17 protein-coding genes are annotated in these 16,934 nt (G+C 44.4%); all 17 read right to left on the reverse strand.

Annotation, left to right across the window (positions count from 1 at the left end):
* Positions 1–141: 141 nt before the first annotated feature.
* Positions 142–693, reverse strand: coding sequence for a DUF4309 domain-containing protein (locus tag HP401_RS02610; protein ID WP_217365920.1), 552 nt, complete (start codon positions 691–693; stop codon positions 142–144).
* 396 nt (positions 694–1,089) lie between these two features.
* Complete coding sequence (locus tag HP401_RS02615) at positions 1,090–1,542, reverse strand: hypothetical protein (protein ID WP_173603956.1); 453 nt, start codon at positions 1,540–1,542, stop codon at positions 1,090–1,092.
* A gap of 146 nt (positions 1,543–1,688) precedes the next feature.
* A complete protein-coding gene (locus tag HP401_RS02620; RefSeq protein ID WP_173603957.1) occupies positions 1,689–2,429 on the reverse strand; it encodes a hypothetical protein in 741 nt (246 codons plus the stop codon).
* 46 nt (positions 2,430–2,475) lie between these two features.
* The gene (locus tag HP401_RS02625; RefSeq protein WP_173603958.1) at positions 2,476–3,222 is read right to left on the reverse strand and encodes a hypothetical protein; all 747 of its coding nucleotides are present in this window, start codon (positions 3,220–3,222) and stop codon (positions 2,476–2,478) included.
* A 32-nt stretch (positions 3,223–3,254) separates the two neighbouring features.
* Entirely contained in the window at positions 3,255–3,551 is a 297-nt protein-coding gene (locus HP401_RS35590) for an aspartyl-phosphate phosphatase Spo0E family protein (RefSeq protein WP_173603959.1), read from the reverse strand.
* 252 nt (positions 3,552–3,803) lie between these two features.
* Complete coding sequence (locus tag HP401_RS02635) at positions 3,804–5,135, reverse strand: helix-turn-helix domain-containing protein (RefSeq protein WP_254456986.1); 1,332 nt, start codon at positions 5,133–5,135, stop codon at positions 3,804–3,806.
* A gap of 130 nt (positions 5,136–5,265) precedes the next feature.
* Positions 5,266–6,627, reverse strand: a complete 1,362-nt coding sequence (locus HP401_RS02640; protein ID WP_173603961.1) for a helix-turn-helix domain-containing protein — start codon at positions 6,625–6,627, stop codon at positions 5,266–5,268.
* 171 nt (positions 6,628–6,798) lie between these two features.
* Positions 6,799–7,089 carry an aspartyl-phosphate phosphatase Spo0E family protein gene (locus HP401_RS02645; protein ID WP_173603962.1) on the reverse strand — a complete coding sequence of 97 codons (291 nt, stop codon included), beginning with the start codon at positions 7,087–7,089 and terminating at the stop codon, positions 6,799–6,801.
* 345 nt (positions 7,090–7,434) lie between these two features.
* Positions 7,435–8,829 carry a helix-turn-helix domain-containing protein gene (locus HP401_RS02650; RefSeq protein WP_173603963.1) on the reverse strand — a complete coding sequence of 465 codons (1,395 nt, stop codon included), beginning with the start codon at positions 8,827–8,829 and terminating at the stop codon, positions 7,435–7,437.
* Positions 8,830–9,115: 286 nt separating this feature from the next.
* Positions 9,116–10,057: a malate dehydrogenase gene (gene mdh / locus HP401_RS02655; protein ID WP_172139361.1), complete on the reverse strand. Its 942-nt coding sequence runs from the start codon at positions 10,055–10,057 to the stop codon at positions 9,116–9,118.
* 30 nt (positions 10,058–10,087) lie between these two features.
* Positions 10,088–11,029 (reverse strand): ethanolamine ammonia-lyase subunit EutC, encoded by a 942-nt coding sequence (gene eutC, locus HP401_RS02660; protein ID WP_173603964.1) that lies wholly within the window; start codon positions 11,027–11,029, stop codon positions 10,088–10,090.
* A gap of 19 nt (positions 11,030–11,048) precedes the next feature.
* Positions 11,049–12,410 carry an ethanolamine ammonia-lyase subunit EutB gene (locus HP401_RS02665; RefSeq protein WP_173603965.1) on the reverse strand — a complete coding sequence of 454 codons (1,362 nt, stop codon included), beginning with the start codon at positions 12,408–12,410 and terminating at the stop codon, positions 11,049–11,051.
* A gap of 21 nt (positions 12,411–12,431) precedes the next feature.
* Entirely contained in the window at positions 12,432–13,892 is a 1,461-nt protein-coding gene (locus HP401_RS02670; RefSeq protein ID WP_173603966.1) for an ethanolamine ammonia-lyase reactivating factor EutA, read from the reverse strand.
* Between the two features lie 142 nt (positions 13,893–14,034).
* Complete coding sequence (locus tag HP401_RS02675; RefSeq protein WP_015893783.1) at positions 14,035–14,631, reverse strand: ANTAR domain-containing response regulator; 597 nt, start codon at positions 14,629–14,631, stop codon at positions 14,035–14,037.
* The gene (locus HP401_RS02680; protein WP_173603967.1) at positions 14,597–16,057 is read right to left on the reverse strand and encodes a sensor histidine kinase; all 1,461 of its coding nucleotides are present in this window, start codon (positions 16,055–16,057) and stop codon (positions 14,597–14,599) included. The genes HP401_RS02675 and HP401_RS02680 overlap by 35 nt, the downstream gene beginning before the upstream one ends.
* A gap of 93 nt (positions 16,058–16,150) precedes the next feature.
* Positions 16,151–16,594 carry a EutP/PduV family microcompartment system protein gene (locus HP401_RS02685; RefSeq protein WP_015893785.1) on the reverse strand — a complete coding sequence of 148 codons (444 nt, stop codon included), beginning with the start codon at positions 16,592–16,594 and terminating at the stop codon, positions 16,151–16,153.
* Positions 16,591–16,932 carry an ethanolamine utilization microcompartment protein EutS gene (gene eutS / locus HP401_RS02690; protein ID WP_007720097.1) on the reverse strand — a complete coding sequence of 114 codons (342 nt, stop codon included), beginning with the start codon at positions 16,930–16,932 and terminating at the stop codon, positions 16,591–16,593. Before eutS ends, HP401_RS02685 begins: the two co-directional genes overlap by 4 nt.
* Between the last annotated feature and the right edge of the window lie 2 nt (positions 16,933–16,934).

Below are 16,934 nucleotides of genomic sequence, written 5' to 3' on the forward strand. Positions count from 1 at the left end.
ATTGCACATGATTGAACACAGAACAGAAACGGAATGGTAGAAAAACCGAGTTAACTGGGGTACACAAGTAAAAGAGAAGAGGCGGGAGAACCGCCTCTTTTTTTATGCACATTCAGGCCACAATAAGCCAGGTAGTCTAGCTTATTGGACTCGAAGGGTAACATACTTTACTGGACTTTCTTTTGAATCAAACGTAAATCTTAGTAGGTTTCCATTGTTTTCGTATTCCAATATAAACGTATGATCACCTGAGTCATCCATAAACTCTCTAGAGGGTTCTCCTAATTTTCTCTTGATTTCCTCAGGTTTTCCAGTCATTCCTACAGTCTTTGGTTCGGCATTCATTAGGACGACTTTACTCGTATCCTTTACTTCTTCAATTGAATTAGCATAGTCTTCGAATTGTAAATGAAAACCCTCATAGTATATGGTGAATCCATACTCAGAATTTCCACTCTCGACGGGGGTTCCGATTTTATCCAGAACCTCTTTCTTTGTTGCTCCAATGCCAATTAAGACACCTTCTAATTGTCCATTTTTTACTTTCTCCAAAGTATCCGATTGAGCAGAATTAACAGGAATATCTTCAGTTTTTTCAGACATATTGGAGCAACCAAATAAAGTTATTGTGCTAAGAACTACAACAAGCAAAGCATTACGATATATTTTAGGCAGATCAACCACACTCCTCATAAAACTTAATTCGATATACAACTAAATAAATTTGTCAGTGGCAGGATCAACGATTGATTACGATTAGAAATGCAATAGGAACTACTAGTAAGATTAAGATGGTTGAAATTAAATCATTTTTTATTGGCTTTTTCTGTTTAGCATTTTCATACGTTTTCATTCCATAAAACAACGCTGGAGAAAGGCCAAGTAGGATGGCGAAATTCGTATGTACAGACATTATTAAAACTACTGAAACTAGAATACCAGTGAAAAGAGCTACGTATTTATACACCTAATCACCCCATTTAATCGAATTAAGGTGCGAAAACAATTTATTCAACGCTACTTTAAATTACGGCTATAACAACAATGGCTAGGAAGCTATCAAAAGGTTCCTAGCCATTGTTGCTTATATTATTGAGCCACATATTTTAGGTAAATAGTTTCGGTGTGATTTATACCTTCCTCATCAGTCCAATCAATTTTGAAAACAGGATAGTCACCAAAAAACGATTTTACTTCTTCGTCCGTTACTCCATTCTTAAAATCATTTTTAGTGCTATCCGTGTTAGGTACATCTTGAAAGATGATAATATAACCCTCTTTAAAATTGGGGGTTTGAACACTACCTGTTTGTTGACTTGTTTGGGTTAATTCAGAAATAAATTTAAGCTTCTTAACATCACCATTTCCTAAATACTTAATTTTACCTACAAAGCGTGCACCATTTTCTTTATCATAAAAAATTTCAGTAACTCCATTCCAATTGTCAGTAGCTCCTTCGTACTTGTAGGACCATTCCTTTTCGGAACAAGCGCCGAGTAAAAGAAGTGAAAGAATCAGAAATACTAGTATCGTTTTTTTCAAATGTAAACCTCCTATCTCAAAGTATAATTAAGTCTATGCTGCAACAATTATTATATTCATCGTAATCAATTCTAATAGTTTTCAAGTTTAAAAATATGAAATCAAATGAACGGCCTATTAAGACCGTTCACTTTCATGTTGGAATCTTACCAAGCTATACTCCCTACAGACACCGTGCTATAAATGGTACCCGTTGACGTTCGTGCGGTATAAGAAGTTTTTAGACGGGCTCCGAATCCTCCAAGCTGATTATCAATGCGGACATAATCCCATGGTGGTGACTTAACATAACTTTGGCCCCAGGAAGGAGGAAAGTACGTTTTTGGATCGCTATAATTCACGTATTTTCCAGTAGATTTACTATTTCCAGTTGCTTTTGCAGTGAATTCTCCAGACTTTATTGTTAAACCATTCTTATCTAGTAAATCCCATCTAGCCTCATAACGTGTAGCTTTACCCCATACATCAATATTATTTTCCTTAATAATGCTTGTCCACATCCAAACTGTTTGTTGAAAGTTTAGAGCTGGGTTAGAATCTTGATCCCGATTGTCATATCCTGAAGGATCTGAGACTGCATATAGTACGTAATCACTAATTACCTGGTGACCTACTTGTCTTTCCTTCAATTTTTGAATTGTATAGTGGCTGTATTTAGTAAGGTCTTTAACTACATCCCCTTTCTCATCTTTTAACTGGAACTTCACGTTTTTAAATTCATAGTCTTTTTTTCCTATCAAGGCATCTTTACGAAGTTCTTTCTCTGATTTTATTTCAGTTTTATACAGCAACTTTTCTTGCTTTTCTGCTGCATATCCATGACCGAATGAAAGTGTTGAAGCAGCTAAAACTAATGCACAAATGATACTTGAAATAACCTTTTTCATTGTACAACCTCCTTGATTAAGAATGAGTTGAGTTATCTCATGGTGTTCACCACGGAATGCTGCCGCTACCAACAATAACCGTACTGTACAGCGTACCAGTGGATGTTCGAGCAGTGTAGGAGGTTTTCAATCTGGCACCGAAAGCACCATATGAATCGTCAATCCGAACGTAATCCCAAGTCGGTTTCTTGACATAATTTGTCCCCCAAACTGGTGGGGTGTACGTTTTTGGATCACTGTAATTTAAGGTTTTACCATTAGATTTACTTCTACCATATGCTCTTGCTGTAAATTCTCCAGATTTTATTGTTAAACCGTTTCTATCTAGTAGATCCCATCTTGCTTCAAAACGAGTAGCTTTCCCCCAAACATCTATATTATTTTCTTTAATGAGGCTCGTCCACATCCAAACTGTTTGTTGAAAGTTTACAGCAGGATTAGAATCCTGATCGCGATTGTCATAACCATCTGGATCTGAGACTGCATAAAGTACGTAATCGCTAATTACCTGCTGCCCTACTTGTGTTTCCTTTAGCTTTTGAACTGTATAGTGACTATATTTAGTTAGGTCTTTAACTATATTCCCTTTCTCATCATGTAACTGGAATCTAATATCCTTAAAGTCATAATCTTTTTTTCCTGCCAACGCATCTTTACGAAGTTCTTTCTCTGATTTCATTTCAGTTTTATACATCACTTTTTCCTGCTTTTCGGCTGCATATCCGTGACCAAATGAAACCGTTGAGACAATTAAGGTCAATAGACATACAATACTTGAAATTACTTTTCGCATACCTCAACCCCCTATTTGAATTTCACTCAAAGTCAATAACATTTTGATTGAATTACCAGAATGTACTGATCCAATTGCTGGCTTAATTCCACGACTTCATCATCCAAGAAATCATTCTTCTCTAAATACAATTGCACCAGTTGTCCGCGCAATTGTTCCACAATGTTTTTCAAATGATCAATATCGTGATAGGTTACTCCTTCTCGATCTAGAGGGAGCGTGATACATTTACTTATAGGAGCTGTAACTGCTCCTCCTGCGGGCGTTCCTTTAACCTGGCGAAGGGGTGGAACGCCCTTTTTAACTGCAATTGCTGTTATAAGACTCACCCTCCTTCCTTTACCACCGGATTATTCAGTTGGTTTTAGTGGCACCTGTGGCTCCTCTTTTAGAGCTATTCTTAGATTTCTATTGATTCATGGAATATCACCTCTCACCTCCTTCATTTTGAGATCCCTTACATAATTAACCATAAATTGATATGCAGGTTTTTACCAACTGCAAAAAATAGAATAAAAAAAACATCCTGGCAGAGGATGTTTCATCAATCTACGGCATATTCACAATGACCTAACAGGATGCTAGCCACCTAACTTGTTTTGGTTACCTATTCGCTTATTCATATTCCCTAACCATCCAAACAGTGCTATGTATGTAAGGGTCTCGTCGTGTCGATTCGTCAAATCCGCTAGAGAAAGGCAATATATCGTTTCTTCAATTCCTCTCTCCATCCTTCCCTTACCGAACTCATAAATTGCCATCTGATATCGAAACCGAAGATGTCTATCCAATCCAATCGCTTCTGTAAATTGATCGAAACTAGCAATTTGGGAGGCAAAACGCTCTAAAATCTCATCCACGCAAAAATGGTAGGTGTTAGCGGATTTCAAAATGGCATTTAAACCAGCAAGAACTTCATTGGTGGGAAGATTATCGAGATAGTCTGCATACTCTTCAATGATGCTAGTATTGCCAGACAACACCTCCAATGTGTAGGAGTTCGCTTTTGCCCATACTTTGAATCTTTCTACCTCTTTACGTCCGTCTTCATCAAGTAATTCAAACCATCCTAAATCAGCGTAAACTTGCACATACTTCTTCGCCTCTTCATACAGTCCTTGCATTTCCAGTGAAACGCTCTTATATAAATGGCCCAATCCGTAATAATAGACGAGATGGCGCTCCGTTTTCAGAGATTCGTCTTTTTTGTTTCTTTTCATTCTGTCCAATTCATGCCTGTAAACAGTGTCTGCCAGAAGCCTTAATTCGTCTCCGTACTGCTCTGATCTTTCCCACTTTTGCAAAGCGAAACAGATCTTCGCCAATTGGTATAAGGCGTCGAGTTGATAGTTTTCAGGAAGCCGGTTTCGGTAAGGAGAAAACCGAATGACATTCTCCCAATTTTCTTCTGCATTTGTCCCAAGTACAACACGAAATAACCGATACTGACTCATTACAAAGTGGTCAGAATAGCTATCTTTTTCATTCTCAATCACATATTTATAAAAGGGCACCGACTCTTTCAGCTGCCCTTTCTCATATAGCTGTTCTGCAAGGGCAAACAGAATCGAGATGTTCTTCGGATTCTCCATCATTTGGGGGACAGTAGCTTCTATGCAATCCTTTCGCCCAACCTCCACGCATCGAATCAAGTATGGTATTAATCGGGGGCGCGATATTCTCCCCTCTAATATGCATTCTTCCGTGTATAATTCATACAACCAACCCGAATCGTAACCAAACACCTTGGCTAGCGCGTCTAACTGACCAATGGTAATGGCACGCGGAGGATTTCCATTTAGAATCTCGCTCAAGCTTCCGGGGTTAATACCCGTTAATTCTCCCAGCTTACTAAATGTGTAGCCATGCTTTTTCCGATTTTGTTCGATTTCTGACCGCAGCGACCGATGCATTTTCTCTTGCAGCCCCCCATAAAGGATCATACTTTCGCATTTTTTCTCTTTTTCCCAGTTTTAATCTCTTTAAATTACACTACTTAACCTTCCTATCAATTCATCATTCAATTCGAACCTTGACGAGATACTAGTCACCTAACTCGTTTCGGTTACCTATTCGCTTATTCAAATTCCCTAACCATCCAAACAATGCTATATATGTGAGAGCCTCGTCATGTCGATTCATCAGATCTGCTAAGGAAAGGTAATAAATACTTTCTTCAATCCCTCTCTCGATCCGCCCTTTACCAAACTCATAAATGGCTGTCTGATACCGAAACTGGAGATGCCGATCTAATCCTATTGCTTCTGTAAATTGATCGAAACTGGCAATTTGCGAAGAAAAACGATCCAGTATCTCATCTACACAAAAATGGTAGGTATTTGCTGATTTCATAATAGAAATCATACCAGCAAGTAATTCATTGGTAGGCAGACTTTCAAGATAGTCTACATACTCTTCTAAGACGTCTGTATTCCCAGATAACACCTCCAATGTATAGGAGTTCGCCTTTGCCCATACCTTGAATCTCTCTACCTCTTTACGTCCGTCTTCATCAATTAATTCAAACCATCCTAAATCAGCGTAAACTCGCACATATTGCTTCGCCTCTTCATACAGTCCTTGCATTTCCAATGCTGCACCTTTATATAAATGTCCCATTCCGTAATAATAGACAAGAGGGCGCTCCGGTTTCAGGGGTTCCCCTTTTTTGTTTCTTTTCAACCTGTCCAATTCATGCATGTGAACAGTTTCTGCAAGAAGCCGTAACTCGTCACCGTACTCCCCTGATTTGTTCCACTTTTGCAAAGCAAAACAGACCCGTGCTAATTGAAATAAAGCATCGAGTTGGTAGTTCTCTGGAAGCCTATTTCGATACGGAGAAAACCGAATCACATTCTCCCAATTTTCTTCTGCATTTGTCCCAAGTACAGCACGAAATAACCGATACTGACTCATTACAAAGTGGTCAGAATAGCTATCTTTCTCATTCTCAATGACATATTCATAAAAAGGCACTGACTCTTTCAGTTGCCCTTTCTCATATAGTTGCTCTGCAAGGGCAAACAGAATCAAGACGTTTTTCGGATTCTCTAACAATATGGAAACAACAGTCTCTATGCAATCCTTTCTCCCAACCTCCACACATCGAGCCAAATACGGTATTAATCGTGGTCGCGAAATTCTCTGCTCTGACAAACATTCTTCCGGGTATAATTCATATAACCAACCCTGCTCGCGTCCAAATACCTTGGCGAACGCATCTAATTGCCCTATAGTCATAGCCCGTGGCGGATTTCCATTAAGAATCTCACTCAAGCTACCAGGGTTAATTCCCGTTAATTCTCCCAGCTTGCTTAAAGTATAACCGTGCTTTCTCCGGCATTTTTCAATTTCTGACCGCAGCGACCGATGCATTGTCCCTTGCAGCCCCTCATAAAGGATCATCCCTTGGACCCGTCCTCCATTTTACTATTTTTTAAATATATACGACTTGGCCTTCCTATCAATTCGTAATCCAGTTAGAAACTATGATTGAAATATGTCAAGAGTTGGCAATTGCCTAGATAGATAATAGTTTAATGGAGGGTTTTGGAGGCCTTGAGGTGTGCGAAGGACTTACTTTTCCGTTTTTAGTCTGTTTTGTGCAATGACAATATATTTATCCAATTGTTGACTCACAGCCAAAACTTTATCATGTGAGAGACCGTACTTTCCCGCCAACTCCATCATTTCCAGTCGTAGCTGTTCAATTCTATTATCCAACTCTAAGTGGCAACCGATTTCCTTTACCATGCCCCGGATTGTACACTTACCTTTAGGGGCTGATGCTGCGCCTCTTTTGGGGGTGTTTCCAGGGTGAAAAGAAACATCCCTATCTAAAATATTTGCGATAGCAGTAATATCCAACGCCCCCTCTCTTTTACAATTTATTACATATAATTACTATACAGGGATGTGCAGAAATTAACTGACTAAGAAAAATTGAATACAAAAAAACATCCCATCAAAGGAATGCTTTTTCGGTTACGATCTATTTAACTGACTATCCATGGATGTCAATTCTTTAGCCCTCTGTTCCATGGTCGTACATAATTATACTAATATTATGGGGCTTTTCTGTGTATGGAAAACCAGTAAATAAAGCTAGAACCATAACCAGTGATAGAAAGAAACTTTTCATAGATGTAACCTCCTTGGTTTTGTATAAATCTGCCAAAAAACAGCGTATAACAAGGTTACAGGTATTACTATCTAATTCTTTTTAGAAAGTAGGTTCTCCTTTTTTCTACCCGTTACAATGTTTTGATATCGTTCCACTTGTATTGGCGATGCATGTTGCCGGTACTCTTCAAATAACGCTATGCATTTAAGAGCATCTTCAAAGCGATTTATCAAACTGGCTAAAGAAAGACAGCATATCGTTTCTTCAATCCCTTTCTCTAGTCGCCCTTTACCGAATTCATAAATGGCTGCCTGATACCGAAATCGAAGATGCCTGTCCAAACGAATTGCGTCGGTATATTGACCAAAATTGGCGATGTGCATTGAGAAGCGCTCTAATATCTCATCCACACAAAAATTGTAAATATTAGCTGATTTTATAATAGAAATTAAACCAGGAAGTATTTCATTTGGAGGAAGACTCTCAAGATAATCGGCGTACTCCTCAATGGTGTTGGTATTACCAGCCAATACCTCTAATGTGTATAAGTTAGCCTTTGCCCAAATCCGGAACCGCTCTACCTCTTGATGTCCAACTTCATCCAGCAGCTCAAACCATCCTAAATCAGCATAAATTTGTACATACGACTTGGCTTGTTCATACATTCCTTGCATTTCCAATGTCGCGCCTTTATATAAATGTCCCATGGCGTAATAATACACAAGAGGACGTTCTGTCTCAGGCAGTTCACTTTTTTTATCTCTTTTCAATCTGTCCAACTCATGTATGTAAATCGTTTCCGCAAGATACCGTAATTCATCAGCGTACTGTTCCGACTTCTTCAATTTCTGCAAAGCATAAGAAACCCGCGCTAATTGAAATAAAGCATCCAACTGATAGTTCTCAGGAAGCCTATTCCGATAGGGGGCAAACCGAATAACTGCCTCCCCATTTTCTTCAGAATTGGTCCCGAGTGCAGCCCGAAACAATCGATACTGACTCATTACGAATTGGTCAGAATGTCCATCCTTCTCGCTATCAACGACAGCCTGATAAAAAGGTACGGACTCTTTTTGTTTCCCACTTTCATATAGCTGTTCCGCCACTAAAAAGAGAGTCGAAATATTTTTAGGGTTGTCCAACAATTTAGGAACAACCTCTTCGATGCAATCTTTCCGCCCAACCTCCGCGCATCGAACTAAATAAGGTATCAACCGAGGACGCGATATTCGCCCCTCTGTTATGCATTCTTCCGTATACAATTCGTACAACCAACCTGGCTCGCGACCAAACACCGCCGCTAGCGCATCTAATTGACCAATGGTCATAGCCCGCGGTGGATTTCCGTTCAAGATTTCGCTTAAACTCCCATGGTTGATTCCCGTTAATTCACCTAATTTACTCAAGGTATAGCCGCACTCTCTACGGTGTCTTTCAATTTCTGACCGCAGCGACCAGTGCATTGTCCCTTGCAGCCCCCCCATAAAGAATCAACCCCTACTTTTTTCCTTAATTTTACAATAAAATATATTTTTTTGAAAGATTTTTCTTTACAATGCTTAACATTTCTGTAATCTTCTTCGTCACTCTTCGCACAATTCCTCCAATGTCTTACAGGTGTTTGCACTTCGTGACAATTACACTCAATTGAATCAGTTGAATCAGCTTTCATGCGAATACAGCTTCTTCCCTCCACTACAGCTACTCTATCCACATTGTAAAAAAAGCTCCGCCAAGATATCTGGCGAAGCTTTCATTTTCATACTGTGCTTATGGCATAGCTACTTTCATAACCGCACGAACGGAATCTGCGGATTTATCCAAGGCTGCTTTTTCAGCAGCAGTCAGATCCAGCTCGATGACTTGCTCGATACCGTTTCCACCCAAGAGAGTTGGTACGCCCAGGTAGATATCGTTGTAACCATACTCGCCTTGGAGTAAAGCGATGGATGGCAGGATGCGCTTCTGGTCTTTCAAGATCGCTTCTGCCATTTCTACCAGAGCGGCCGCAGGTGCATAGTAAGCGGAACCGTTGCCCAAGAGAGCTACGATTTCGCCGCCGCCTTTGCGTGTACGCTCGACGATGGCATCCAGACGATCTTGTGGGATCAATTTTTCGAGTGGGATGCCGCCAGCGTAGGAGTAACGCAAGAGTGGCACCATGTCGTCACCGTGGCCGCCCAATACGAAGCCTGTTACGTCATTTACGGATACATTCAGTTCCATCGCTACGAACGTACGGAAGCGAGCTGTATCCAGTACACCGGATTGACCGATTACGCGGTGTTTCGGGAAGCCGGACGTTTTGTAGAATGTATAGGTCATCGCATCTACCGGGTTGGACAGGATGAGTACGATGGAGTTTGGTGCATATGTTTTCACTTGCTCAGCAACCGAGCGCATGATGGATGCATTGGTTGCTACCAAGTCGTCGCGGGACATACCTGGCTTGCGAGCAATCCCTGCTGTGATGATTACGATATCGGAGCCTTCGATGTCTTTGTAGTCGGAAGTACCAGTGATGCTAGCATCGAAGCCGAGAACGGGAGAAGCCTCCATCATGTCGAGTGCTTTCCCCTTCGTTGGGTTTTCCAGTTGCGGAATATCCACCAATACGATGTCAGCCAGCTCTTTTTGCGCCATGATGAACGCAGTTGTCGCTCCCGTAAAACCACTACCGATTACGGCTACTTTTTTTCTGCGGAATGTCATGTAGAATCCTCCTCGTCGTCATTGGTTTTATTACAAGACTAGTTTTACACCACTTGCTTTTTGCTCCAACATTTTGGAGAGGATTGTCCCGATGTGGGCCCCCGCCTCAACAGGAGATGTACCTTGACGATGAATATTCGAGATCACTGTACGCTCTGATTCTACCATACCTTTGCGTGGACGGTAGCACATGTACGCACTCATGGAATGTGCCGTAACCAGTCCTGGTCGTTCTCCGATCAAGAGCACCAATACTTCTGGCTCCAGAATCTCGCCGACATGATCCATGCTGGCTACGCGTCCGCCCTTGATAAAAAACGGAGTGCCGCAGGTCAGTCCGTAGCTTTTCAGAGAGTCCATCAGAGATGGAAGCACGTCTTTCAGGTTCGCATCCACCGCAGCGGCACTCAAGCCGTCTGAAACGACGATTTGTACCTGTGGCTTCTTTTGGCCGCGCTCTTGCAGCAAGCGTACGCCTTCCTCGGTGAGGACGCGCCCCATATCCGGACGCTTCAAATAGTTTTCAGTGTTGTCATACTGTGTTTCCACTGTAAACAGGGAGAACTGATCGAGCACCGCTTGACTCACTTCACCGTATACAGCATCTACAGCCGCAGCATGGTCGCGACGCAATTCAAGCATGGTTTTGGTCAAAGGTCTCACACCTGTACGCCAAACTCCGATACGCGCTGGCGTGCTGGACAGCAGTTCATCCAAGCCTTCCTTGTACTTCGGATTCGGTACATGTGTGGTTCTCTCTGGTTCTGTCGATGGAGCAGGCTGCTCATTCACTACAGGAGCTGGTGTCGGTGCGGCTGTCGCATTCGCTACTGGCTCTGCCTTTGGCTCCGATCTCAGTTGAATCAAGCCTGTCTCTGCTTTTGGTGACGGAGCTTGTTCTGTGGCCTCGCCCAGCTTCTTTTGCAGCTCTGCTACTACTTTATCTACTAAAAAATCTAATTGTTGTTCCATCGTATTTCACCTCCTGATCTTACATGAAGATTGTCGGATCGCCTGCTTTTGCAGTCAGCCTACCGTTTTCCATGATGCCCATTTTCTCCAGCCATTTTTCAAAATCAGGAGCAGGTCGCAGTCCCATCACTTCACGGAATGCCGCAATATCATGAAAGCTCGTCGATTGATAGTTGAGCATGACATCGTCTGCCATTGCTACACCGATCACGAAGTTAACGCCTGCCGACGAGAGCAAAATGCCGAGATTATCCATGTCGTTTTGATCGACCTTCATGTGGTTCGTGTAGCATACGTCACAGCCCATCGGCAAACCGTGCATTTTGCCCATGTAATGGTCTTCCAGTCCAGCACGGATTACTTGGCGACTGTCGTACAAATACTCAGGTCCAATGAAGCCAACTACTGTGTTTACGATAAACGGATTGTACTTGCGAGCAAGTCCGTAACAGCGCGCTTCCATTGTTACCTGGTCCATGCCGTGATGCGCCTCGGCAGACAGCTCAGAGCCTTGACCTGTCTCGAAATACCAGAAGTTCGGTCCGTAGGAAGTGCCTTGTTTGCGCATCAGTTCATCTGCTTCATCCAGCAGTGCTACATCAATACCAAATGCCTTGTTTCCTTTTTCACTACCCGCCAAGCTTTGGAAGATCAAGTCTGCTGGTGCCCCATTACGGATGGCACGCATTTGCGTGGACACGTGAGCCAATACGCAGTTTTGCGTTGGGATATCAAACTTGGTCATCACGTCTTTGGTCATGTTCAAAATATCTTTGACGCTGTCCGCTGTATCGATAACCGGGTTGATCCCGATTACCGCATCGCCGATTCCGTAGCTCAATCCTTCGTACAGAGACGCTTTGATGCCTTGTACGTTATCGGATGGATGGTTCGGCTGTACACGAGAAGCCAGTACGCCCTTATGACCGATTGCTGTGTTGGCATGCGTCACAACTTTAATCTTGGACGCTGCCGTGATCAAGTCCAGGTTGCTCATGAGCTTGGCAGTCGCTGCGATCATCTCGCTGGACAAGCCGCGGCTGATTCGCTTGAGTTCATTATCGCCTGCTTGATGGCTCAAGATGTACTCGCGCAGCTCAGCTACGCTCCAGTTTTTGATTTCGTTGTAAATCTTTTCGTTGATGCCTTCTTCGATCACACGCGATACTTCGTCTTCTTCTGCCGGAACCATCGGATTGTTGCGGATATCCGCCAATGTCAGATCAGCCAAAACTTGCTTGGCAGCTACACGTTCCCGGGAATCAGCAGCGGCGATACCAGCCAGCTGGTCGCCTGATTTATCTTCATTAGCCTTCGCGAAAACTTCTTTCAAATCGCGAAATTGATAGGTCTGTCCAAGCACAGTCGTTTTCGTGTTCATCAACGTCCACCCCTTCTTACGTTACGGCCTTTCATCAAACGCGAGTGTTTTGACGACGACGGGAATGATCGTTCCCGAGATCGGCTCACCGAGATCGATGTAATCGCCGTATTCCACACGCACCTGATCGATGCAAATGATTTCCGGTGCCCCTTTGCAACGCAGCGCCAAGGCCTGCCCGAGTGCTTTCGCCATATCTGTTTCACAGATCACAACCATGGTTTGACTCTCGGGGAAAGTCGCCCGGTATTGCTCCGACAGCTCCTGGGACAGCGTCTGCAGCAGAGCGTACGAGCAGTACCCGATGCCGGAGATCGCGAGTGCGAAAGGAATCCCTGTCGTTTTTTCAAACAGGCGATCACCCAGTTGGTAGATCGAAGCCACTTCCTGTCGCAGTCTTGTGGCATCTGCCAATTGTTCCTCGGTAAGCTCTAGCTTGAGAATCGGAATATTTTTAATCGGCAACAGCTCCGGCTTGATATGCACGGTTGAACCACTAATCTCCGTGCTCTGCATCCCCGCGCCAATTACCGTTGCCCGTACCGTTTGATCCGGGTCTAGCCACTGTACTGGATACGTTCCTTTTTCGCGCTCCTGCTGGAGGACATATCCGAGCAGTGGGCCAAAATCGCCATATCGGCTCGCATCCGACATATTTTGGACGGGAGGTCCGCTCATGAGTAAACCCACACCGCCTGAGACAGTCAGTTCGTCAACAGGGATGGCATCGCGTAAATGCGGTCCCACTACGAGCAAGCCTGATACTTGGCGCTCTTTCCCCGTTAAATAATCCAGCATACTGCGTCCCAGCTGTTCGGCAACCTCTGTGAGCTGCGCGAATCCGATTTCCTGTCCGACTTGAATACGCAGTCCTTTTGCCGTCAGCCATTGTTGAATGTTCGGCGACACGTATTGAACGACACCTTGCGGACTGAGACGGATCAGCCTTCCTCCGACGTGGAATGTAACCGTTGCAATCGCTCGGCCACGTTGGAAGTAGGCTGCATTCGCTGTTCCTCCGCCAATATCGACGTTGACGACCACACCTTGTATGGCTTGCGAGCGTTTTTCTGCGCCTGCACCCTTGCCCGCCAGCACGCCTTCGAGGTCAGCACCTGCTGTCGCTACCACGAAATCCCCGGAGCGTTCAGCCAGCAGATGAACGATATGCTGTGCGTTCTTTTTGCTGGCTGTTTCTCCGGTAATGATAACCGCCCCGGACTTGATTTGAGACAAGCTGATTTGTGCCTTGTCGTACTCGGCTGCAAGAATCGCTCCGATTCCGTCAGCGTCGATTTCATCAAATCCGATGAGCGGTGTGGAATGTACTTCACTCGCATACAGCAATTGTCGCTCCACGATCTGATAACGCGGCAGCGAAAACGTGCTGGACATGCGACCCAATCGCAATCGGCTTACGATCATTTTGGTCGTGCTCGTTCCCACATCGATCCCGACGCTTTGGATCCATTGTTCGTCCATATGAACCTCCTTGAACCATTGGCGTGTCAGACGGGCCCTACGAAAAAACGCTTGAACAGCCGGTTCCTTGCTCCCGGTCTGATTCAAGCGCCTTTGCTCTCTTCGTATCTACTTGTCACTGCTTTTTATGATAACGTCAGTACTAGTCTTGTGTAAAAATGGCCTGCTCGCCCGACAAAATTTCCTCTGCCAGCTTCACAAGCGGCATGCGCCGTTGCATGCTTACTTGCTGCATCCATTTGTAAGCCGCATCCTCTTCCAAGGATAAGGCACTCATCAGCTTTCCTTTTGCCTTTTCCACTGCCTTGCGATCCTCGATCTTTTGCTTCAGATCATTTATATCCTTCTTCAGGGAAACGACTTTTTCCTTTTGGCTGAGTGCGATTTCTACTGCGGGAATCAAGTCATCCTCCGACACCGGCTTCACCAAGTAAGCCGTCACACCCGCTTTTCTGGCATCCTGGACGAGTTCCTTTTGGCTGTAAGCCGTCAAAAGAAGAATGGAACTGTCTGAAAAGGAACGAATGATACTGCTTGCCTTGATTCCATTCAAGACAGGCATTTTCACATCCATGATAATCAGATCGGGCTTGTGACGATGGGCCTGTTCGACTGCCTCTTCTCCGTTTTTCGCTTCGGCAACCACTAAATACCCTTCATTTTCGAGCATCTCGCGCAAATCCATGCGAATAATCGGCTCGTCATCAACCACCATAATCTTCGGCTGTGTCATCTTCATCCTCCTTTTGGATCGGATAGAGTATGGTAACCTCTGTTCCGTTCCCAGTGTTGCGGAAATGCATCGTGCCTTCGAGGTCTTCCCTGACCAGTGTATCGACAATTTTCAGGCCCAGATGGCCCTTTTTGTGGATTTGCTCCATGTCCTCGATGCCGACCCCGTCATCTGTCACAGACAGACTCACGAAGTCCTCCTTGGCAACCAGTGCAATAGAGATTTTCCCTTCTTGCTGCTCATGAAAACCATGAATCATGCAATTTTGAATCAGCTCGGTGACGATCAAGGCAAACGATGTTGCTTTGTTGGACGGCAGATATACCGATTCGCCCGTCACCACGACGTGTATAGCTTGCTCAGAACGTCTCATCGAAGAGACGATTATTTTCGATATTTTGGTTAAAATCTCTTTGAAGTCAATCTGCTCCAGACCATCCTGTGCCAAGTATTCGTGAATAATGGCGATGCTGTTGATGCGATTGATGCTTTCCCGGTATACCTTTTCAATCTCGTTGGACTGCGAACGCCGCATTTGCAGGCGCAACAGGCTAGAGATGGTTTGCAAATTGTTTTTGACCCGGTGGTGAATCTCTTTGATCACCGCGGATTTGATCATCAATTGCTTTTCTTTTTCCCGAATGTCCGATATGTCTCGCAGGAGAATGAATCCCCCAATGATGTCTTGTTTGCGGACGGACGAAACCGCTTTCATCATAATAAAATGTTTGCCTTTTGACAGCTCCTCCTGAATATAACCCCCGTTGCGTACAAAGTTCTCCGGGGAAACTCTCCAGGAAAAAATACGTTCAATGCTCTCTCCCTTTTCTGGTCGTTCAAAGCCAATCAAGGAGAGCAGCTTGTGGGCACGGCCATTGGCGTACGTGATAACCCCACTCTGATCAAACAAAATCATGCCCTCGTGCAACAGCGACGAAATGGGCAGATCAGGCACAGCGAACTGGATGAGCGTCTCGCTTAAATGCTCCGTTGTTTCCTTGAGCATTTCGACATTCTTTTCCTGTTCCACCTGTTTGGATATATCTTGTTCAGTTATCAAGGTCCCGATTGTTTTTCCAGCCGCATTCGTGATGGGTACGACACTTTGTCGCATCACGACCTGCTCCTGTGAAACCCCACGTGAACCGATGACGGGCTTGCCTGTAGTCAGACAATACATAACGGCCGGCTCATTAATCGCCGTCGCCAGATGCCCTACGACCGATCCACTGTACATAGAGCGTGCCGTACTCGGTGCAGCTTGTGCGACTACCATCGCAGCGCTCCGATCTACCGTTGGACAATCGATAAACATGTCCGCTTGAGACAGATCAGCAAAAATCTGAAGCTTGGAAGCCAGATCCTCCACAATCCGAATGTCGTCATCACTCAACGTCGTGGACGCTTTGCACACTTCTCGTATTGATTGCATGTGAACCTCTTTTCACCTGCTAGGAGTTGATATGACTTCATTTTCTCACAGACACGCTACGGCGGAAAGGGGTGTAATACTGGTTAATCACGCTTACTCGTTTACAATTTGTTGCAAATACGCTCGCAATTCTGGCACTCCCTCACTCGTGAGCGAGGAGGTCCGGAAAATTTTTGCATTGCCGAGCGATTGACGCAGGAATTGTTCTGCCCTCTCCACATTTGCGTCAGGATGATCCATTTTGGTAATGACCCCGATGCACGATTGCGGAAACCCTTGTGAAAAGCCAGGAGGGAAATAATTGCGCTCCCGTGTAGCATCCTGCACCATCACAATGATCTTCGCCTCAAGAGAGGTAGCCATAAGCGTGCGGTAAAACATCGGGTTTTCGCTGTACTCACCCGGAGTGTCAATCGCCCAGTCCCGATATTCGAGCGCTTGTGTCTTCCGGGCAGGCTGTTCGTCATTGAACAGCGCCCGCACCAGAGAAGACTTTCCTGCTTCAATTGCACCGATAATCATTACACGGCCGGTCATGATTTCGTCACCAATGCCGGTGTAAACCGCAGTTTTTCGCTCAGCACCTGATTGACCGCTTCGACTGCCATCTCAACAGCGGATACATCTCCTACGACAATCAGTGAACCTGTAAAACGATCGAGAAACCCAAGCTCGACGCCAGCAGCCTTTGTCGCAATATCCGCGGCAATAATGGCTGTTTCGGTAGGCGTCAAAGTCAAGATGCCGATAGCACCAGCCTCATTGATACCTAGCTTGGTATAGAGCATTGGGTCAGGGTTTGCGATTACATGAGCCAACGTGACCTGTTTCCCTGGTACGAATTCCTGGATGACTCGTGAACGTTCCTGTTCCATTC

The sequence above is a fragment of the Brevibacillus sp. HB2.2 genome (assembly GCF_013284275.1).
Lineage (GTDB): Bacteria > Bacillota > Bacilli > Brevibacillales > Brevibacillaceae > Brevibacillus > Brevibacillus brevis_D.

Bases quoted from the DNA above. Each gene is read 5' to 3' on its own strand.
- HP401_RS02670 (WP_173603966.1), bottom strand. From the start codon at position 13,892: ATGGACGAACAATGGATCCAAAGCGTCGGGATCGATGTGGGAACGAGC.
- HP401_RS02675 (WP_015893783.1), bottom strand. From the start codon at position 14,631: ATGAAGATGACACAGCCGAAGATTATGGTGGTTGATGACGAGCCGATT.
- HP401_RS02650 (WP_173603963.1), bottom strand. From the start codon at position 8,829: ATGGGGGGGCTGCAAGGGACAATGCACTGGTCGCTGCGGTCAGAAATT.
- HP401_RS02685 (WP_015893785.1), bottom strand. From the start codon at position 16,594: ATGACCGGCCGTGTAATGATTATCGGTGCAATTGAAGCAGGAAAGTCT.
- HP401_RS02620 (WP_173603957.1), bottom strand. From the start codon at position 2,429: ATGAAAAAGGTTATTTCAAGTATCATTTGTGCATTAGTTTTAGCTGCT.
- eutC (WP_173603964.1), bottom strand. From the start codon at position 11,029: ATGGAACAACAATTAGATTTTTTAGTAGATAAAGTAGTAGCAGAGCTG.
- HP401_RS02610 (WP_217365920.1), bottom strand. From the start codon at position 693: ATGAGGAGTGTGGTTGATCTGCCTAAAATATATCGTAATGCTTTGCTT.
- HP401_RS02635 (WP_254456986.1), bottom strand. From the start codon at position 5,135: ATGCATCGGTCGCTGCGGTCAGAAATCGAACAAAATCGGAAAAAGCAT.
- HP401_RS02665 (WP_173603965.1), bottom strand. From the start codon at position 12,410: ATGAACACGAAAACGACTGTGCTTGGACAGACCTATCAATTTCGCGAT.
- HP401_RS02625 (WP_173603958.1), bottom strand. From the start codon at position 3,222: ATGCGAAAAGTAATTTCAAGTATTGTATGTCTATTGACCTTAATTGTC.
- HP401_RS02640 (WP_173603961.1), bottom strand. From the start codon at position 6,627: ATGATCCTTTATGAGGGGCTGCAAGGGACAATGCATCGGTCGCTGCGG.
- mdh (WP_172139361.1), bottom strand. From the start codon at position 10,057: ATGACATTCCGCAGAAAAAAAGTAGCCGTAATCGGTAGTGGTTTTACG.
- HP401_RS02680 (WP_173603967.1), bottom strand. From the start codon at position 16,057: ATGCAATCAATACGAGAAGTGTGCAAAGCGTCCACGACGTTGAGTGAT.
- eutS (WP_007720097.1), bottom strand. From the start codon at position 16,932: ATGGAACAGGAACGTTCACGAGTCATCCAGGAATTCGTACCAGGGAAA.